Source organism: Vibrio qinghaiensis, from assembly GCF_002257545.1.
Lineage (GTDB): Bacteria > Pseudomonadota > Gammaproteobacteria > Enterobacterales > Vibrionaceae > Vibrio > Vibrio ordalii.
Map to the genome: position 1 here is coordinate 636,139 of NZ_CP022742.1, position 20,337 is coordinate 656,475.

Genomic DNA, 20,337 nt, shown 5'->3' on the forward strand with positions numbered 1-20,337 from the left:
AAGAACGAGCTTTTTTGTAAATTTGAAACAAATTAAACCATTCATTTATAAACCAAAACGCTAAATCAGCAAAGAAACAAAAAAACTCAAATTGAGCGGTTTGGAAGAAAAGTGACGAGCGTAGCATGCTCGGCGGACGTTTGGATGCTGAAGGTTATTTTGCCGATGAATTCACAGCGATAAACAACTCAACGCGATCAAGAAACAGCAAATATGTGATGATTATTTATTGCTTAAGTTAAGCCACAAAACATGGAATTTACTGCTCAATTTCAACTCGATTTAGCTGATAAAAACTCACCTTGCCTAACGCCCGGCTAAGGGGTTGACAACGCACCGCCGGACTCAAAAAACACACCGTAAACACTGAACTTCAATTTTGCACTAAAACCGCCAAGCGTTGGCAATCCCTCTTGAGCCGTTTGTTATGCAACTTGGATTCAAGTACGAAGTGCGACACCTCTGAACATAAAAACAGTAAGGTGCGATAATCATGAAGTTTGCTCCCGCCAAGAAGTAAAAAACATGAAATACACACACCTCACTGAGATTGAAAGGTATATGATTTCTTTGCTCAGAAAGCAAGGGATCAGTACCGCAAAAATAGCTAAACAACTGGGGCGTCACAAAGCCACTATCTATCGAGAAATTGAACGTAATTGTCGTTACAACAAGTTCTTCGATAGGTACTCTTATCAACCAGAGCGAGCACAGCAAATGGCGCGCAACCGGCTTAGTCGTTCACGGCGAAATAAACGCTATACCAAACTTGACTTCAGACTACCTGAAGCCTTGCTACGACTGGATTGGAGCCCTGACCAAATCGTCGGATACCTAAGGATGAGAGGCTATCCAACAATGAGCCACGAGCTCATTTATCAGCACGTTTGGAACGACAAAACTCTCGGTGGAACGCTATGGAAACACCTACGCCAATCCACCAAGAAAAGGCGTAAAAGGTACAACTCAAAAGACAGTCGAGGACGGCTGGCAAATAAGCGTCATATTGCCGAAAGACCTGCAGACGCTGAGCATCGAAAAGAGCCTGGCCACTGGGAAATTGATACCGTCGTGGGTCGCGGAACCAAGCACTGTATCGTCACTTTAGTCGACAGAATGACTGGCTACACTTTTATCGGTCAAATGGACGATAGAACAAGCGAGTCGCTCAACGTAAGAATGAGCAAAATCATGACCCGCTCTGACTTACCTTTTAAAACGATAACATCAGATAACGGCACTGAATTTCATGGTTATGCACAACTAGAAAAACATCATAACTGCCTGTTTTACTTTGCAAATCCATACCATTCATGGGAGCGAGGCACTAATGAAAACACCAATGGTTTGATACGACAATACTTACCAAAACGAACCTCCATGTCACACGTGACACAGAAGCTGTGTAATGAAATTGCATATAAATTAAATACACGCCCACGCAAAAGGCTTGGGTATAGAACACCAACGGAGTATATTCATGCGCATCTGTAGAAAGTGTCGCACTTCAAACTTGATACTAAGCAAATTCAATAAGATAAACTGACTTTACTCGATCAAAAGCCACAATTGCAATGGTTGAGTGATTCAAGAATCAACCCAAACCAGAGCCGTGATAAATAAGCTGCCAAAACAAAGTCCACCTTTCAGCAACAAACCAAGCTTTTGAATCAGGAAAACTTAACGAGCGAAACCTTCAGCAAGTGCAAAATGCTCGATAAACTTGCCCTTTCCACACTTTGCGCACGCTGAATTGACAACAAAACAGCACCAAAACTCATTGAGGCAAACAAAGAACCTTGCCTGTTTTACGGTTTGAGTAAACCACGAATCTGAAGGTGAAAAAGCTCATTTGCCGACAACACAAAACGAATGGCCGGAGAAATCCAAAAGATTGAACCCCTAAATTTACCTGAGTTGCATAACGCCCGGCTAAGGGGTTGACAACGCACCGCCGAACTCAAAAAACACACCGTAAACACTGAACTTCAATTTTGCACTAAAGTCGCCACGCGTTGGCAATCCCTCTTGAGCCGTTTGTTATGCAAATTCAATAAGATAAATTGACTTTACTAGATCAAAAGCCACAATTGCAATGGTTGAGTGATTCAAGAATCAACCCAAACCAGAGCCATGGTAAATAAGCCGCCAAAACAAAGTTCACCCTTCAGCAACAAACCAAGCTTTTGGAACAGACAAGTTCAACGGGCGAAAAATTCAGCAAGTGAAAAACGCTCGATAAACTTGCCCTTTCCACACTTTGCGCACGCTAAATTCACAACAAACCAGCACCAAAACTCATTGAGGCAAACAAAGAACCTTGCCTGTTTTACGGCTTGAGCGAACCACGAATTTGAGGGTAAAAATGCCCATTTGCCGACAACACAAAACGAATGGCCAGAGAAGTCCCAAAGATTGAACCCCTAAATTTACCTGAGTTGCATAACGCCCGGTTAAGGGGCTGACAACGCAAAACACTGAACTCAAAATAACAACCGTAATCACAAAGGCCGATTTGAACAAAAACCGCCACGCGTTGGCAGTCCCTCTTTAACCGTTTGTTATGCAAATTCAATAAGATAAACTGACTTTACACGACCAAAAACCACCATTGCAATGGTTGAGTGATTCAAGAATCCAACCAAGTAAGAGCCATGATAAATAAGCCGCCAAAACAAAGTCCACCTTTCAGCAACAAACCAAGCTTTTGTGTCAGGAAAACTCAACGAGCGAAAACTTCAGCAAGTACAAAACGCTCGATAACCTTGTCCTTTCCACACTTTGCGCCCGCTGAATTGGCAGCAAGCCAACGCTAAAAATGATTGAGGCAAACAAAGAACCTTGCCTGTTTTACGGCTGAGTTAACCAAGGATTTGAGGATAAAAAAGCTCATTTGCCGACAACACAAAACGAATGGCCGGAGAAATCTAAAAAGATCGAACCCCTAAATTTACCTGAGTTGCATAACGCCCAATTAAGGGGTGAACAACGCATCCACCCAAGTTAACGCATTGTGCCATAAACACTAAATTTGAAGTAGAAACAAAAGTGCCAAGCGTTGTGAATCCCTCTTAAATTGCTTGTTATACAAAATACTGATTGACTTACTCAAGAGTTTCTTTTAAATACACCACTAATTTATCCATATCGCTTCTATTATTTTCTAGCAAATGTTGAACTACAATTTCAACAATATCCCCTCTTGACTTATTTCTTTCTCTTAATTCAGAATCTATTAGCTTATATAGTTTTTTACCACTCTTATCACTCCTCACATCATAATTACTTTTATAATTTTCAACTAACTCTCTCAAACTCACTTGGTGAAATATGAAATCATTTAATTTTCTAAACAACTTATGATCGACGGAATCATGTAATGTATGTTTTAAATATTTTTCTAAACTTTCAATAGGTAAATAGCTAAGTGGGATGTTATTTTTTATTCCATGCTTATACATATACTTTGATGCATCTTCCTTTACATCACCATCCAAGATAATCGATATAGTTGATGTCTTACCAACCAAGTTACTTGAAACAACTTCTTTAGCTAGCTCGATAACATTTGTATATCCGCCACAAGGTAAAACATGAACTAAGCGACTATTAAGAAGATTGTTATCTCTTAGTAATCTTGTAATAATCTCTTTTGCTAAGTCATCCTCTACTAATATTATGCTGTCATAACCGGAGTGATCGTATAGTATTCTAGTTGCATACGCTGGATAACAAGGGTTTATTATTTCTAGTGAATTATCAGAGTGCCGCTCTAAAAAGAATATATTTTCAGGTGAAATGGCTGATATTAGCTCTATTGAATGTGTCGAAAAATATATAGCGTAATTATATAACATTGACATTTCATTAAGGAAAGAAACCAGTCTTTTTAATGATGACGGATGTAAAGCCAATTCAATTTCATCAAGAAAAAGAATGCACGGCTTGCTTAAACTGGCTCTATCAGAGTTTCTAATATTAATGGAATTTAAAACACTAACCAATAGGTTTTCACCAGTTGACATGTGAAATTGACTAACTCTTCGCCCATCTTTTTGATAATAGAAAATATCACCACTAAATTGAACACTTTTACCAACGTCAGCATTGTTTACTTTGAATAGTTCAGTGTAAAAGTCTTCATTATTATGCAGAATTTTACCCAAATTAGTTCTAATAAAATCCTCACCGGGCTGAAGTAAATCATCATCAATACGATCAAGGTTTTTTAATATGCTATAATTTGTATTTTTAAAACGATTCCCAAAAATTATACTTCCTTCATAGAAACCTTTTATTGACATATTACCATCACGATGGCTAATCCACTTACCATCTTTCTTTTCCCAAGATCTAGACGCACCATTTAATTTAAAATTAATCTTTGCGTTTTCACTTGTAGTTCCGAAATAGTCATTCATCCTCATATTAAAGAATGCACTGGACGCACATGTAACAACTGTACTTTTCCCTGAACCATTTTGTCCAGTTATAGCATAAAGTCCTTTCTCGATGGGTAAATCAATTTCCAAATGATCAATGGATTTGATCTCATTTATGACCATATTTAGTTTCATAGCTACTCCTTTTAAAATTATTTTGTATAACGCCCGGCTAAGGGGTTGACAACGCACCGCCGAACTCAAAAAACACACTGTAAACACTGAACTGCAATTTTGCACTAAAGTCGCCACGCGTTGGCAATCCCTCTTGAGCCGTTTGTTATGCAAATTCAATGAGATAAACTGAATTTACACGACCAAAAGCCACAATCGCAATGGTTGAGTGATTCAAGAACCAACCCAAGTAGGAGCCGAGATAAATAAGCCGCCAAAACAAAGTCCACCTTTCAACAAAAAACCAAGCTTTTGTGTCAGACAAACTCAACGAGCGAAAACTTCAGCAAAAGCAAAATGCTCGATTAACTTGCCCTTTCCACATTTTGCGCCTGCCAAACTGACAATGCGCCAGCGCTAAAACCGATTGAGGCAAACAAAGAAACTTGCCTGTTTTACGGTTTGAGTTAACCACGAATTTTAGGGTAAACATGCTCATTTGCCGACAACACAAAACGAATGGCCCGAGAAATCCCAAAAGATTGAGCCCATAAATTTACCTGAGTTGCATAACGCCCGGTTAAGGGGCTGACAACGCAAAACACTGAACTCAAAATAACAACCGTAATCACAAAGGCCGATTTGAACAAAAACCGCCACGCGTTGGCAGTCCCTCTTTAACCGTTTGTTATGCAAATTCAATGAGATAAACTGACTTTACACGACCAAAAGCCACAATTGCAATGGTTGAGTGATTCAAGAACCACCCCAAACAAGAACTGTGATAAATGAGCCGCCAAAACAAAGTCCACCTTTCAACAACAAACCAAGCTTTTGAATCAGGAAAACTCAACGAGCGAAAACTTCAGCAAGTGCAAAATGCTCGATAAACTTGCCCTTTCCACACTTTGCGCCCACAAGATTCACAACACGCCAACGCTAAAACTGATTGAGGCAAACAAAGAACCTTGCCTGTTTTACGGCTTGAGTTCACCATGAATTTGAAGGTAAAAATGCTCATTTGCCGACAACACAAAACGAATGGCCGGAGAAATCCCAAAAGATTGAGCCCTAAATTTACCTGAGTTGCATAACGCCCGGCTAAGGGGTTGACAACGCACCGCCGGACTTAAAAAACACACTGTAAACTCTGAATTTCAATTTTGCACTAAAACCGCCAAGCGTTGGCAATCCCTCTTAAGCCGTTTGTTATGCAAATTCAATGAGATAAACCGAATGTACACGACCAAAAGCCACCATTGCAATGGTTGAGTGATTCAAGAACCAACTCAAGCCAGAACTGTGATAAATAAGCCGCCAAAACAAAGCCCACCTTTCAACAACAAACCAAGCTTTTGGAACAGACAAGTTCAACGGGCGAAAAATTCAGCAAGTGCAAAACGATCGATAAACTTGCACTTTCCACACTTTGCGCACGCTAAATTCACAACAAACCAGCACCAAAACTGATTGAGGCAAACAAAGAACTTTGCCTGTTTTACGGCTTGAGTTAACCACGAATTTTAGGGTAAAAATGCTCATTTGCCGACAACACCAAACGAATGGCCGGAGAAATCCAAAAGTTTGAACCCCTAAATTTACCTGAGTTGCATAACGCCCGGTTAAGGGGCTGACAACGCAAAACTCTGAACTCAAAATAACAACCGTAATCACAAAGGCCGATTTGAACAAAAACCGCCACGCGTTGGCAGTCCCTCTTTAACCGTTTGTTAGGCCAACCGATTGGCAACAATACTTTCAAAAGCCAAGAACAAGGCTTTTTGTAAATTTGACGCAAACTAAACCATTCATTTATAAACCAAAACTCTAACTCAGCAAAGAAACCAAAAAACTCAAATTGAGCGATTTGGAAGAAAAGTGACGAGCGTAGCATTCTCGGCGGACGTTTGGATGCTGAAGGTTATTTTGCCGCTAAATTTATAACGATAAACAACCCAACACGATCAAGAAACAACAAATATGTGATGATTATTTATTGCTTAAATTCAGCCTGAGAACATGGGATTTACCGTTCAATTCAAACTCGATTTAGCTGATAAAAACTCACCTTGCCTAACGCCCGGCTAAGGGGTTGACAACGCACCGCCGAACTCAAAAAACACACCGTAAAAACTGAACTTTAATTTTGTACTAAAGCCGCCACGCGTTGGCAATCCCTCTTGAGCCGTTTGTTATGCAAATTCAATAAGATAAACCGAATTTACACGACCAAAAGCCACAATTGCAATGGTTGAGTGATTCAAGAACCAACCCAAGCAAGAACTGCGATAAATAAGCCGCCAAAACAAAGTCCACCTTTCAACAACAAACCAAGCTTTTGAATGAGACAAACCCTACAAGCAAGACTTTCAGCAAATGCGAAATACTCGATAAGCTTGCCCTTTCCACACTTTGCGCCCACTGAATTGGCAGCAAGCCAACGCTAAAACTGATTGAGGCAAACAAAGAATCTTGCCTGTTTTACGGCTTGAGTGAACTACGAATTTTAGGGTAAAAATGCTCATTTGCCGACAACACAAAGCGAATGGCCGGAGAAATCCAAAAGATTGAACCCCTAAATTTACCTGAGTTGCATAACGCCCGGCTAAGGGGTTGACAACGCACCGCCGAACTCAAAAAACACACTGTAAACACTGAACTTCAATTTTGCACTAAAACCGCCACGCGTTGGCAATCCCTCTTGAGCCGTTTGTTAGTTGTCCTTGCTCGATTCTAGTGCTAACATTTGTACACACGCAAACTTAGGGAGCTACTCATGGACACTAGAATTCAATTTCGTGTTGATGACGAAATTAAACGTTTAGCCCAACAGATGGCTGAGAGCCAAGGCCGCACACTCAGCGATGCTTGCCGTGAACTTACTGAACAAATGGCTGAGCAACAAAGAAAAACATTATCTCATGACGCTTGGTTAACTGAACAAATAAACCTAGCATTTGAGAAGTTTGACTCAGGAAAATCTTCATTTGTTGAACATAATTCAGCTAAAGCACGAATGGCTGAACGAAAGGCCAAAATTCGTAATCGAGGCCAGCAATGATTTTATGGGAAGAAGAATCGCTAAATGATCGTGAGAAGATCTTTGAGTTTCTTTATGACTTTAACCCTGATGCGGCTGAAAAAACTGATGACATTATTGAGGCTAAAGTAGAAAACTTACTCGAACAACCATTGATGGGTGTTCAACGGGATGGAATTCGAGGACGATTACTCATTATTCCCGAAATCTCAATGATCGTTTCGTATTGGGTAGAAGGTTCAATTATTCGCATAATGCGAGTTCTACACCAGAAGCAGAAATTCCCTACCGATTGACTGTAGTCGGTGGGCAACTAACGCCCGGCTAAGGGGTTGACAACGCACCGCCGAACTCAAAAAACACACAGTAAACACTGAATTTCAATTTTGCACTAAAGTCGCCAAGCGTTGGCAATCCCTCTTGAGCCGTTTGTTATGCAAATTCAATGAGATAAACTGACTTTACACGACCAAAAGCCACCATTGCAATGGTTGAGTGATTCAAGAATCAACCCAAGCAAGAACTGTGATAAATAAGCCGCCAAAACAAAGTTCACCTTTCAACAACAAACCAAGCTTTTGAATCAGGAAAACTTAACGAGCGAAACCTTCGGCAAAAGCAAAATGCTCGATTAACTTGCCCTTTCCACACTTTGAGCCCGCAAGATTCACAACAAGCCAACGCTAAAAATAATTGAGGCAAACAAAGAACCTTGCCTGTTTTACGGCTTGAGTAAACCTCAAATTTTAGGGTGAAAATGCTCATTTGCCGACAACACAAAACGAATGGCCAGAGAAATCCCAAAAGATTGAGCCCCTAAATTTACCTGAGTTGCATAACGCCCGGCTAAGGGGTTGACAACGCATAGCCGAACTCAAAAAACACGCCATAAACACTGAACTTCAATTTTGCACTAAAGCCGCCACGCGTTGGCAATCCCTCTTGAGCCGTTTGTTAGCTGCTGCACTTTAGCCGGAGATTGACTACCCAACGGCCTAATTTAAAACACATTATTGCTTTCAAACGACAAAGTAAAACGGACAATTTAGAAACTAAAACCTAATCCACGAAACGCACTTGGCAAAGAAGAAATAACAGGAAAACTTGACGAGCTTCTAGGACTTAAATTTACAAAGAATTCTTTCGAAGAAGCCAACAACCAAGTGCGCAAAACCCATTTAGGCGCGAAAGAGCTTCAAAACCAAAGAAGCTACACCAAAGAAATAAACAAACACACCACTTCCCGTAAACAGACTTCGGTTAGTTCAAGCACTTCACGAACAGTGCCACTGGCGAGATACATGGAAAAGTGCTGACTTTCAGGTGTAAAGCTAGAGCCTCTGACTAAGAAAAATAAGCGCTTAATTTTATGATTTTTCTTAACTCCAGCTAACGCCCGGCTAAGGGGTTGACAACGCACCGCCGAACTCAAAAAACACACCGTAAACACTGAACTTCAATTTTGCACTAAAGTCGCCAAGCGTTGGCAATCCCTCTTGAGCCGTTTGTTATGCAAATTCAATGAGATAAACCGAATTTACACGACCAAACGCCACAATTGCAATGGTTGAGTGATTCAAGAATCAACCCAAGCAAGAACTGTGATAAATAAGCCGCCAAAACAAAGTCCACCGTTCAACAACAAACCAAGCTTTTGAATGAGACAAACTCAACAAGCAAGACTTTCAGCAAGTGCAAAATGCTCGATAAACTTGCCCTTTCTACACTTTGCGCCCACTGAATTAACAACGCGCCAACGCCAAAACTGATTGAGGCAAACAAAGAACTTTGCCTGTTTTACGGCTTGAGTTCACAATGAATTTGAAGGTAAAAATGCTCATTTGCCGACAACACAAAACGAATGGCCGGAGAAATCCAAAAGATTGAGCCCCTAAATTTACCTGAGTTGCATAACGCCCGGCTAAGGGGTTGACAACGCACCGCCGAACTCAAAAAACACACTGTAAACACTGAACTTCAATTTTGCACTAAAACCGCCACGCGTTGGCAATCCCTCTTGAGCCGTTTGTTATGCAAATTCAATGAGATAAACTGAATTTACACGACCCAAAGCCACAATTGCAATGGTTGAGTGATTCAAGAACCAACCCAAGCCAGAGCCATGATAAATAAGCCGCCAAAACAAAGTCCACCTTTCAGCAACAAACCAAGCTTTTGAATCAGGAAAACTCAACGAGCTAAAACTTCAGCAAGTGCAAAATGCTCGATAAACTTGCCCTTTCCACACTTTGCGCCCACAAGATTCACAACACGCCAACGCTAAAACTGATTGAGGCAAACAAAGAACCTTGCCTGTTTTACGGTTTGAGTGAACCACGAATCTGAGGGTAAAAGTGCTCATTTGCCGACAACACAAAACGAATGGCCGGAGAAATCTAAAAAGATTGAACCCCTAAAATCTACCTGAGTTGCATAACGCCCGGCTAAGGGGTTGACAACGCACCGCCGAACTCAAAAAACACACTGTAAACATTGAACTTCAATTTTGCACTAAAACCGCCACGCGTTGGCAATCCCTCTTGAGCCGTTTGTTATGCAAATTCAATAAGATAAACTGACTTTACTCGATCAAAAGCCACCATTGCAATGGTTGAGTGATTCAAGAATCAACCCAAGCAAGAACTGTGATAAATCAGCCGCCAAAACAAAGTCCACCGTTCAACAACAAACCAAGCTTTTGAATGAGACAAACTCAACAAGCAAGACTTTCAGCAAGTACAAAATGCTCGATAAACTTGCCCTTTCCACACTTTGCGCCCACAAGATTCACAACACGCCAACGCTAAAACTGATTGAGGCAAACAAAGAACCTTGCCTGTTTTACGGCTTAAGTTAACCACGAATCTGAGGGTAAAAATACTTATTTGCCGACAACACAAAACGAATGGCCGAAGAAATCCAAAAGATTGAAACCCTAAAATTACCTGAGTTGCATAACGCCCGGCTAAGGGGTTGGCAACGCACCGCCGAACTTAAAAAACACACTTAAACACTGAACTGCAATTTTGCACTAAAGTCGCCACGCGTTGGCAATCCCTCTTGAGCCGTTTGTTATGCAAATTCAATAAGATAAACTGACTTTACTCGATCAAAAGCCACGATTGCAATGGTTGAGTGATTCAAGAATCAACCCAAGCAAGAACTGTGATAAGTAAGCCGCGAAAACAAAGTCCACCTTTCAGCAACCAACCAAGCTTTTGAATCAGGAAAACTCAACGAGCGAAAACTTCAGCAAGTACAAAATGCTCGATAAACTTGCCCTTTCCACACTTTGCGCCCGCTAAATTCACAACAAACCAGCACCAAAACTCATTGAGGCAAACAAAGAACCTTGCCTGTTTTACGGCTTGAGTAAACCACGAATTTTAGGGTAAAAAAGCTCATTTGCCGACAACACAAAACGAATGGCCGGAGAAATCTAAAAAGATTGAACCCCTAAATTTACCTGAGTTGCATAACGCCCGGCTAAGGGGTTGACAACGCACCGCCGAACTCAAAAAACACACTGTAAACTCTGAACTTCAATTTTGCACTAAAGTCGCCAAGCGTTGGCAATCCCTCTTGAGCCGTTTGTTATGCAAATTCAATGAGATAAACAGAATTTACACGACCAAAAGCCACAATTGCAATGGTTGAGTGATTCAAGAATCAACCCAAGCAAGAACTGTGATAAATGAGCCGCCAAAACAAAGCCCACCTTTCAGCAATCAACCAAGCTTTTGAATCAGGAAAACTCAACAAGCAAGACTTTCAGCAAGTGCAAAATGCTCGATTAACTTGCCCTTTCCACACTTTGCGCAGTATGCGCCCCATGATCCCACGGGGCGTTTTAGTGTGAGAAGTTCCAAGGAAGCAGTGAGTTGATATCAGGCTCTGGCTTTGCCAGTTCTTTCATACATTTGACCATGTAATCGTAGAGTATCAGTCCGTTCGCTTTCGCCGTCTCGATGATGCTATACAGCAAAGCACTCGCATCAGCACCAAGCGGATTCGTCGAGAATAACCAATTTTTTCTGCCAATGACCAGCGATTTGATTGCGCGTTCCGCTCGGTTGTTGTCGATAGATAAATGCCCATCTTCAACATAGCGTATCAGCTTAGGCCACTGACCCAAGGTGTACTTGATCGCTTTACCAAGAGGACTCGATTCGATGACTTTCTGCGTGGTTAACCAGTCATAGAAGTCATCCAACATCGGTTTAGCCTGCGCTTGTCTTTCTGCCCAACGCTCTTCGACCGAAGCCAGTTTTAATCGAGATTCAAGTGCGTACAACTTTTGGATTTTGGCTAACGCCACATCCGCTTTACCTGTTTTACCCTTGCCCTGAAGCTTCTTCGCTTCCATGAACTTACGACGTGCATGAGCGAAGCAACCGACATTGGTGACGTTGGTTAATCCATCATAAGCCGCGTAACCATCACTTTGCAGATAGCCTGAGTAATCACCCAAGAAGTTCACGGGGCACACTCTCGCGCGACTGTTTTGATAGTCGAACAAGACGATATTTTTCATGTCAGGGAGTTTAGCTTCAGGGGAGTCGGCTCCCGAGCAGTACAACCACATGTAACATTGCTTGTCTTCCTTGAGCACATTGAGCGGCGTTTCATCGGCCTGAACCACCACTTGTTCGAGTAAGTGAGCCTTCAGTGCCTGATAAAGCGGTTTGAACTTTTCACTCACCTGGATTACCCACCTGGCCATGGTCGTTCTCGATAACTCGATACCTGATTGGGTGAACAAGGTTTCCTGACGATACAGCGGAAGCGCATACTGATATTTACCTAAAATAATGTTGGCAAGCAGACTTTCGGTAGCGAAGCTTTTGGGGATGATACTTATCGGTGCGGGTTGTTGGTGAATGTGGCTTTTTTCAGCCTGTTGTTCACACTGACGACAGGCGTATTTCGGGCGAACGACTTCCAATACTTTTAGGACGGCGGGCGTGAACTCCAGCTTTTCACTGCGGTCTTCGCCGATTTTATGCAGAGCGTGTTGGCAGCATGAGCACTGCTTGTCGTGCTCATCTAGGTCAAGTACGAGTGTTTCACGCGGTAAGTCTTTAGGCAGCGGTTGACGTTTACCACGACGTTTAATGGTCGTCGTTGTGGTGGTGATAACCTCATCTTCCACTTTCGCTGCTTCACATTCCGCCTCATTAAAGAGGTCACCTTGCGCTTCATTATAAGGCTTTAACGCTTCCGAGCGTTTGGCGAATTGACGGTCAAGGGCCAGTTTAAACTGCTCAATTAAGGATTGGCGCTCTTGTTGCCACTCTTTTTTCTCCGACATCAACGCTTTCACCATAGCTTGAAGCTCGGCGATGTCTTGGCTTTCTGGGTTAATATCGGGCGTCTTTTTCATGGCATTGATTATACTAAAAACACCACGTCAAGGCTTGGTATAACTGACTTTTATCGAGATTAACTCATTGTAAAATTGTCTATTTTTATCGGTTTATGGCCGATTATCGTGAAGCCAGATAACAGTCTATCTAAGTCAAATTGAGTCAGGGTGTAGACCTGTTTTTTCTCTTGAGTGGGCCATTTGAATTTGGCTTTTTCGAGCCGTTTGTACCACAGGGCGAAGCCCGTTTTATCCCAGTACAACACTTTGACTTTGTCGCGTTGTTTATTGGTAAACAGGAAAAGTGCGCCTGTACCTAGCGGCAAATCGGTTTCGGACTCGATAATCGCCGCTAGGCCATTGATGGATTTTCTAAAGTCCACGAACTCTCGATACAGGTAAACATTCGGGGCGCTCAACATTCGTTTCATGACAGTGCTCCGATTAACTCTGCCAGATACGAGGCAGGTGTACCCTGTGGAATGCTGAGTTCAGCGTCATTAATAAATAATGTCATGTTGGCGACGGGTGTTTGAGTTACTTGGTAGCGAGTCGTTTTTTCAACGACTTCAGCTTTGATAAAGCCACCAGTTTGAGATTGCCCAAAGCACTGCAATTGTTGACGCTTTGCATAAAAGGTCGAAAGACTCAGACTATGGCGCTCGCAGAAAACACGCTGGGATAGTTGACTGGATTGGTATTGCTCGAACAAGGTTTGCCATTCTTGGTTGGTGCGTCGTTTTGCCATTTCAGATCTCCTTGAGGTTGGAGATTTGATCTTATGGCGGACTGAGGATGATTAGAATGCGGTGTTTATGACGCGCTTACTTTGCGCACGCTGAATTGACAACAAACCAGCACCAAAACTCATTGAGGCAAACAAAGAATCTTACCTGTTTTACGGCTTGAGTGAACCACGAATTTGAGGGTAAAAATGCTCATTTGCCGACAACACAGAACGAATGGCCGGAGAAATCCCAAAAGATTGAACCCCTAAATTTACCTGAGTTGCATAACGCCCGCTTAAGTGGTGAGCAGCGCAATGCGGTGTTTCCGCACACCACCTTAATCACAAAAATCAACGCATGGATAAAATGCCACGCGTTGCGAATCCGTCTTGAAGCGTTTGTTATATTTATGGTAGTTCGAATGTTACTTCATACATTTTTTCTGAAGACTCAAAGATCTCACCTTTTCTCTCAAGTGCACTTTTAGCTTCAGACGATACTTTTATTAATTTGCAGTTAGCTGCGACTCTTGCAGAAAATAGTATATTCCTTTGGGATTCTGTACTAATTGTTTTCTTAAAGTATTTCACCTTATTTTCACTAAAGCAGCTTCGCACAAACTCTGTCAAGTCCGGGTCATGTTGTAACCATGCAGATTGCCTTAGAATTTCTTTTTCAGGTGATTTAAACCTTGATTTCAGCTTGTTCATTAAACTGGTTTCGCCACCCGTGAACTCGTATACAATCACTTTATTGTCAGAAGTAGAGTATACATTTGACGCTCCAACTCCTGAGGCGATACTACCTGAAACTACTTTGTGACTGACGCCTGCATTGATTTCTATGTCCGTAGAGGTACTTTCCGACCGCTTACTATCAGAGAATATAGTAACTTTCTTTGCTCCAGCGATTCTGGCTGCATTAACTAATTCTGTATCTTGATTTGTAAGAAAAGAGTCGTCAAAGAATTCACTAATTGGAATTAGCTCTTTAAGTTGGCTTTTCCTATGTGCTGGATGAACTACTAAAAATTCATTAGGAACAGCATTAGTTAATAGATAGCCTTCAAGCTCTACGCTGGGGTCTAAATAATCTAGCGATAAAGTACTTTTCTTCTCACTATCCTCTGTAAGCATAAAAAGCTTTTGATCTGGCACACCCTGAAACATCAAGTTACATCTATACAAAAATGCTTTTTCACACTCAGTATGCTGATTATCTGCGCCGATAATGTCTTCAACAATCTTGTTCCAACTTTCATGAGCACAATCGTTAATAGCTTCCCAACGACGGTGCAGTTCATCCATGCTACACGGAGCTTCGATTTGTAAATTTCTTAGAAAATCGGACTCCTCATACTTAGAAACTTGAGATTCTATATATCCATTTATTACATTTTCTTCTTCTTCACTAATATTACCATCAGCATAAGCAGCTGCCGTTGCAAGTTTAACCATAAAATCTAGTTCTTTCTGCTTTGCTTTTGTTAACTGAGGTTTTTTGGGCCTTACCTCAGCCTTATCATTCATTTTGTCTTCATCATTCATGAAATAATTATAGGCAGCAACCAATCCAGCCCCAACCCCTGCGGCTGCTATTAATGGTAATGGCATTTATAACTCCTTGATCAACAGGTTAAGTATCAGCTAATTGTATGAATAAACTTTCTGTTAGAATAGAGTTTAGTTTCATATACGTGACCGACAATAAATATAACGCCCGGCTAAGGGGTTGACAACGCACCACCGAACTTAAAAAACACACTTAAACACTGAACTTCAATTTTGCACTAAAACCGCCACGCGTTGGCAATCCCTCTTGAGCCGTTTGTTATGGCGCAATTCTCAAGTTAGGCCATATAACTAGCCAACCCTTTGACTTTACTCGATTTTCGAAGGTTCCATATGCTCGTTTAGGATTATGTGTGATTAAACCTTGAAATAAACTCTCGAAACCAAAGGCTGATATACATTCATAATGATCGTACTCGACTTTTCTCACTGCTACCGCCGTTTCTTTTTCAGGCCAATAGCTCATGGCATCCAATGTGCTTTGGTAAGGATCATCGCCATTTTGTAAGTGCATCTTGGCTTGATTTTTCACTTGCCAATTGATCTGGGGCATTTGCTCCGATAACTTGAGTTCAAGTGATTTTTCATAATCTGAATCGACACAATCAGCATCGAAGAAAATAACATCAATATCGTTTAATGGCGTCGGCTTTACATTGCGATGTAAAAAATCCCAGACAAGGTTTCGCACAAAACCTGCGGCTATGTAGCACTGAGGCAATTCAAGCTGGTAAACACATTCCAGTGCTTCAAATCGAACGGGATCTTTTCTAACTAAATCAACGATAGTATCCATTTTTCACCTTGCGCCATAACGCCCTGTTAAGGTGTGAGCAACGCAATACCGATGCTTCCGCAAACCACCTTAAACACTAAACGCAACGCATAGTAAAAATGCCAAGCGTTGCGAATCACTCTTAAACAGATTGTTAGCTTAAATCGTCTATACTTTACAAAAATGTCTAGGGGTAACAAGATGAAGCTTACAAAACTTATTTACACTAGCTCGATGTCAGATAAATGCAATTTAGATGAAATCGATAACATCCTTGCTGAAGCTATTGGAAGGAACGCTAGCAAAAATATCACAGGGGTTCTCTATTACTCAAATCATTATTTCTTTCAATGCCTTGAAGGCGAAAATAAGGATATTGAAGAAGTATTTACTCTGATAGAAAAAGATAAACGCCATACAAATATAATGGTCGTAGAGAAAGCACCTATTGCAACCAGACAGTTCGGCGAATGGGCTATGGCCTACATTTTACAATCTCCGCTACTAGTACCAATGCATCAAAGACTCATGGACTCGGACGAGTTCGATCCCCGATTAATCACTCCCACGAATGCCCACTTACTCCTCGAAGAACTGAAAAATTATCTTCCAAAGGCATATTTAGCAACTTTGCAATAGTTAAGCTAACGCCCGCTTAAGGGGCAGACAACGCTACTACTAACTTTCCGCATAACACCGTAACCACAAAAACCAACGCATAGTAAAAATGCCACGCGTTGGCTGTCCCTCTTGAAGCGTTTGTTATGTTTAATTTTTGATCGTTTCTGCAATATTCCTAATACAACGCCTTGCAGACTCACTTACACCCGAAAGTTGATAGAAACCATGTATTACACCTAGGTAACGTTCACAATAAGCGTCAACTCCTTGGGAAAGAAGCAACCTGTACAACTGCTCTCCTTCATCTCGCAGTGGGTCATACTCGGCTGTGATAATCATCGTTGGCGGTAAACCTTGAAAATCTTTCCTTGCCAATAGATTGAGTTCTGTTTCACTGACTAACCGCTCTGATTCACCCGCATAAAGCTGAAAACCTGACAGCAACATTTGAGCGGTAATAATAAAATCTGTACCGTTTTTCTGATAACTATCAGACGCCCCCAAGGGATCGACCATTGGATATATTAGGACTTGTTTTTCAGGTAGCCACAGCTTTTTATTTTTCAAGCGAAGAGCTGTAGCAAGAGCTAATTGTGCGCCAGCACTATCACCGACAAAAAACACATGTCCAGTATCAGCGCCATATTTATGACCATGCTCTTTGATACCCAACGCGGCCTGAAATACATCATCATGAGCTGATGGATATGTATGTTCTGGTGCTAATCGGTACTTAATGCAAACCACTATAGTCTCTGATAGATGAGCTAACTGCCTCAGTTGTGCTTCATGTGTTTCAAAACCACCACTAATGAAACAACCACCATGAAAGTAAATCGTGATTGGCAAATTAGCTTTACCGCTTGGCTTATAAACTTTGATATGAATACCATCCAGCTCATCAACAAACTCATCGGCCATTTCAGGGCTAGAGCCAGCTAAAACTGTACTTGATAGATAACCGGCACGACGCTCAGAAATAGTTTGTTTTGATGGGCAAGGTTTCCCACAAGAAATGAACTCTTCAACGAGTTCTTTAATGCCGCGCTCTAGATAGTTACTCATATTTAATTCTTCGAATGTGTTCAAAGCTCAATATGATAGCCGAACATATATTGCTGTATATAAAAACAGTGTCGATTTGTGATACTGATTAAACATAACGCCCGGTTAAGGGGCTGACAACGCAAAACTCTGAACTCAAAATAACAACCGTAATCACAAAGGCCGATTTGAACAAAAACCGCCACGCGTTGGCAGTCCCTCTTTAACCGTTTGTTAGGCCAACCGATTGGCAACAATACTTTCAAAAGCCAAGAACAAGGCTTTTTGTAAATTTGACGCAAACTAAACCATTCATTTATAAACCAAAACTCTAACTCAGCAAAGAAACCAAAAAACTCAAATTGAGCGATTTGGAAGAAAAGTGACGAGCGTAGCATTCTCGGCGGACGTTTGGATGCTGAAGGTTATTTTGCCGCTAAATTTATAACGATAAACAACCCAACACGATCAAGAAACAACAAATATGTGATGATTATTTATTGCTTAAATTCAGCCTGAGAACATGGGATTTACCGTTCAATTCAAACTCGATTTAGCTGATAAAAACTCACCTTGCCTAACGCCCGGCTAAGGGGTTGACAACGCACCGCCGAACTCAAAAAACACACTGTAAACACTGAACTTCAATTTTGCACTAAAACCGCCACGCGTTGGCAATCCCTCTTGAGCCGTTTGTTATGCAAATTCAATGAGATAAACTGAATTTACACGACCCAAAGCCACAATTGCAATGGTTGAGTGATTCAAGAACCAACCCAAGCCAGAGCCATGATAAATAAGCCGCCAAAACAAAGTCCACCTTTCAGCAACAAACCAAGCTTTTGAATCAGGAAAACTCAACGAGCTAAAACTTCAGCAAGTGCAAAATGCTCGATAAACTTGCCCTTTCCACACTTTGCGCCCACAAGATTCACAACACGCCAACGCTAAAACTGATTGAGGCAAACAAAGAACCTTGCCTGTTTTACGGTTTGAGTGAACCACGAATCTGAGGGTAAAAGTGCTCATTTGCCGACAACACAAAACGAATGGCCGGAGAAATCTAAAAAGATTGAACCCCTAAAATCTACCTGAGTTGCATAACGCCCGGCTAAGGGGTTGACAACGCACCGCCGAACTTAAAAAACCACTGTAAACACTGAACTTCAATTTTGCACTCAAGTCGCCACGCGTTGGCAATCCCTCTTGAGCCGTTTGTTATGCAAATTCAATGAGATAAACTGACTTTACTCGATCAAAAGCCACGATTGCAATGGTTGAGTGATTCAAGAATCAACCGAAGCCAGAGCCGTGATAAATAAGCCGCCAAAACAAAGCCCACCGTTCAACAACAAACCAAGCTTTTGAATCAGGAAAACTCAACGAGCGAAAACTTCAGCAAGTGCAAAATGCTCGATAAACTTGCCCTTTCCACACTTTGCGCCCACTGAATTTACAACGCGCCAGCGCTAAAACTGATTGAGGCAAACAAAGAACCTTGCCTGTTTTACGGCTTGAGTTCACAATGAATTTGAAGGTAAAAATGCTCATTTGCCGACACAACAAAACGAATGGCCGGAGAAATCCAAAAGATTGAACCCCTAAATTTACCTGAGTTGCATAACGCCCGGCTAAGGGGTTGACAACGCATAGCCGAACTTAAAAAACACACTATAAACACTGAATTTCAATTTTGCACCAAAGCCGCTACGCGTTGGCAATCCCTCTTGAGCCGTTTGTTAGCTGCTGCACTTTAGCCAGAGATTTACTGCCCAACGGCCTAATTTAAAACACATTATTGCTTTCAAGCGAGAAAGTAAAACGAACAACTGAGAAACTAAAACCTAACCCACGAAACGCACTTGGCAAAGAAGAAATAACAGCAAAACTGACGAGCTTCTAAGACTTAAATTTACAAAGAATTCTTTCGAAGAAGCCAACAACCAAGTGCGCGAAATCAACTTAAGCGCGAAAGAGCTTCAAAACCAAAGAAGCCACACCAAAGAAATAAACAAGCACATCACTTCCCGTAAGAAGGCTTCGGTTAGTTCAACCACTTCACGAACAGTGCCACTGGCGAGATACATGGAAAAGTGCTGACTTTCAGGTGTAAAGCTAGAGCCTCAGACTAAGAAAAATAAACGCTTAATTTTATGATTGTTCTTAACCTCAGCTAACGCCCGGCTAAGGGGTTGACAACGCACTGCCGGACTCAAAAAACACACTGTAAACACTAAGCTTCAATTTTGCACTAAAACCGCCAAGCGTTGGCAATCCCTCTTGAGCCGTTTGTTAGGCCAACCAATTGACACCGACACTTTCACAACCAAAGAACGAGCTTTTTTGTAAACTTGAAACAAACTAACCGATTCATTTATAAACCAAAATCTCAAATCAGCAAAGAAACCAAAAAACTCAAATTTAGCGATTTGGAAGAAAAGTGACGAGCGTAGCATGCTCGGCGGACGTTTGGATGCTGAAGGTTATTTTGCCGCTGAATTCACAGCGAAAAACAACCCAACACGATCAAGAAACAACAAATATGTGATGACGATTTATTGCTTAAGTCCAGCCATTAAAACATGGAATTCACCATTCAATTCAAACCCGATTTAGCTGATAAAAACTCACTTTGCC

General features: G+C 41.5%; 11 protein-coding genes. 4 read left to right on the top strand and 7 right to left on the bottom strand.

Going from position 1 to position 20,337, the window contains the following annotated elements:
- Window positions 1–525 precede the first annotated feature (525 nt).
- Window positions 526–1,494 (top strand): IS30 family transposase, encoded by a 969-nt coding sequence (locus CCZ37_RS16375; RefSeq protein ID WP_094501484.1) that lies wholly within the window; start codon window positions 526–528, stop codon window positions 1,492–1,494.
- A 1,610-nt stretch (window positions 1,495–3,104) separates the two neighbouring features.
- Here CCZ37_RS16375 and CCZ37_RS16385 read toward each other — a convergent pair.
- On the bottom strand, window positions 3,105–4,577 hold the full coding sequence (locus CCZ37_RS16385) for an ATP-dependent nuclease (protein ID WP_094501567.1): 1,473 nt from the start codon (window positions 4,575–4,577) through the stop codon (window positions 3,105–3,107).
- A 2,755-nt stretch (window positions 4,578–7,332) separates the two neighbouring features.
- On the opposite strand from CCZ37_RS16385, the gene CCZ37_RS16405 reads away from it, so the two are divergent.
- A complete protein-coding gene (locus CCZ37_RS16405; RefSeq protein ID WP_017040620.1) occupies window positions 7,333–7,617 on the top strand; it encodes a type II toxin-antitoxin system RelB/DinJ family antitoxin in 285 nt (94 codons plus the stop codon).
- Window positions 7,614–7,892, top strand: a complete 279-nt coding sequence (locus tag CCZ37_RS16410; protein ID WP_010320663.1) for a type II toxin-antitoxin system RelE/ParE family toxin — start codon at window positions 7,614–7,616, stop codon at window positions 7,890–7,892. The genes CCZ37_RS16405 and CCZ37_RS16410 overlap by 4 nt, the downstream gene beginning before the upstream one ends.
- A gap of 3,554 nt (window positions 7,893–11,446) precedes the next feature.
- Here the strand turns inward: CCZ37_RS16410 and CCZ37_RS16425 are convergent.
- The 5 genes from CCZ37_RS16425 to CCZ37_RS16450 all read right to left on the bottom strand — a co-directional run bounded on the left by CCZ37_RS16425 (window position 11,447) and on the right by CCZ37_RS16450 (window position 16,056).
- On the bottom strand, window positions 11,447–12,979 hold the full coding sequence (locus CCZ37_RS16425) for an IS66-like element ISVa12 family transposase (protein ID WP_094499631.1): 1,533 nt from the start codon (window positions 12,977–12,979) through the stop codon (window positions 11,447–11,449).
- Between the two features lie 59 nt (window positions 12,980–13,038).
- Window positions 13,039–13,392, bottom strand: a complete 354-nt coding sequence (gene tnpB / locus CCZ37_RS16430) for an IS66 family insertion sequence element accessory protein TnpB (RefSeq protein WP_094499614.1) — start codon at window positions 13,390–13,392, stop codon at window positions 13,039–13,041.
- The gene (gene tnpA, locus CCZ37_RS16435; protein ID WP_094501461.1) at window positions 13,389–13,709 is read right to left on the bottom strand and encodes an IS66 family insertion sequence element accessory protein TnpA; all 321 of its coding nucleotides are present in this window, start codon (window positions 13,707–13,709) and stop codon (window positions 13,389–13,391) included. Before tnpA ends, tnpB begins: the two co-directional genes overlap by 4 nt.
- A gap of 387 nt (window positions 13,710–14,096) precedes the next feature.
- Window positions 14,097–15,302 carry a DUF533 domain-containing protein gene (locus tag CCZ37_RS16445; protein ID WP_094501574.1) on the bottom strand — a complete coding sequence of 402 codons (1,206 nt, stop codon included), beginning with the start codon at window positions 15,300–15,302 and terminating at the stop codon, window positions 14,097–14,099.
- Between the two features lie 217 nt (window positions 15,303–15,519).
- On the bottom strand, window positions 15,520–16,056 hold the full coding sequence (locus tag CCZ37_RS16450) for a nucleotidyltransferase family protein (protein ID WP_088729492.1): 537 nt from the start codon (window positions 16,054–16,056) through the stop codon (window positions 15,520–15,522).
- 180 nt (window positions 16,057–16,236) lie between these two features.
- Here CCZ37_RS16450 and CCZ37_RS16460 point away from each other — a divergent pair, with 180 nt between their 5' ends.
- Window positions 16,237–16,674, top strand: a complete 438-nt coding sequence (locus CCZ37_RS16460; protein WP_157729223.1) for a BLUF domain-containing protein — start codon at window positions 16,237–16,239, stop codon at window positions 16,672–16,674.
- 129 nt (window positions 16,675–16,803) lie between these two features.
- Here the strand turns inward: CCZ37_RS16460 and CCZ37_RS16470 are convergent, their stop codons facing one another.
- Window positions 16,804–17,721, bottom strand: coding sequence for an alpha/beta hydrolase (locus CCZ37_RS16470; protein WP_094501576.1), 918 nt, complete (start codon window positions 17,719–17,721; stop codon window positions 16,804–16,806).
- Between the last annotated feature and the right edge of the window lie 2,616 nt (window positions 17,722–20,337).

Excerpts from the sequence above, each read along its gene's own strand:
- CCZ37_RS16375 (WP_094501484.1), top strand. The coding sequence starts at position 526 with ATGAAATACACACACCTCACTGAGATTGAAAGGTATATGATTTCTTTG.
- CCZ37_RS16385 (WP_094501567.1), bottom strand. The coding sequence starts at position 4,577 with ATGAAACTAAATATGGTCATAAATGAGATCAAATCCATTGATCATTTG.
- CCZ37_RS16405 (WP_017040620.1), top strand. The coding sequence starts at position 7,333 with ATGGACACTAGAATTCAATTTCGTGTTGATGACGAAATTAAACGTTTA.
- CCZ37_RS16410 (WP_010320663.1), top strand. The coding sequence starts at position 7,614 with ATGATTTTATGGGAAGAAGAATCGCTAAATGATCGTGAGAAGATCTTT.
- CCZ37_RS16425 (WP_094499631.1), bottom strand. The coding sequence starts at position 12,979 with ATGAAAAAGACGCCCGATATTAACCCAGAAAGCCAAGACATCGCCGAG.
- tnpB (WP_094499614.1), bottom strand. The coding sequence starts at position 13,392 with ATGAAACGAATGTTGAGCGCCCCGAATGTTTACCTGTATCGAGAGTTC.
- tnpA (WP_094501461.1), bottom strand. The coding sequence starts at position 13,709 with ATGGCAAAACGACGCACCAACCAAGAATGGCAAACCTTGTTCGAGCAA.
- CCZ37_RS16445 (WP_094501574.1), bottom strand. The coding sequence starts at position 15,302 with ATGCCATTACCATTAATAGCAGCCGCAGGGGTTGGGGCTGGATTGGTT.
- CCZ37_RS16450 (WP_088729492.1), bottom strand. The coding sequence starts at position 16,056 with ATGGATACTATCGTTGATTTAGTTAGAAAAGATCCCGTTCGATTTGAA.
- CCZ37_RS16460 (WP_157729223.1), top strand. The coding sequence starts at position 16,237 with ATGAAGCTTACAAAACTTATTTACACTAGCTCGATGTCAGATAAATGC.
- CCZ37_RS16470 (WP_094501576.1), bottom strand. The coding sequence starts at position 17,721 with ATGAGTAACTATCTAGAGCGCGGCATTAAAGAACTCGTTGAAGAGTTC.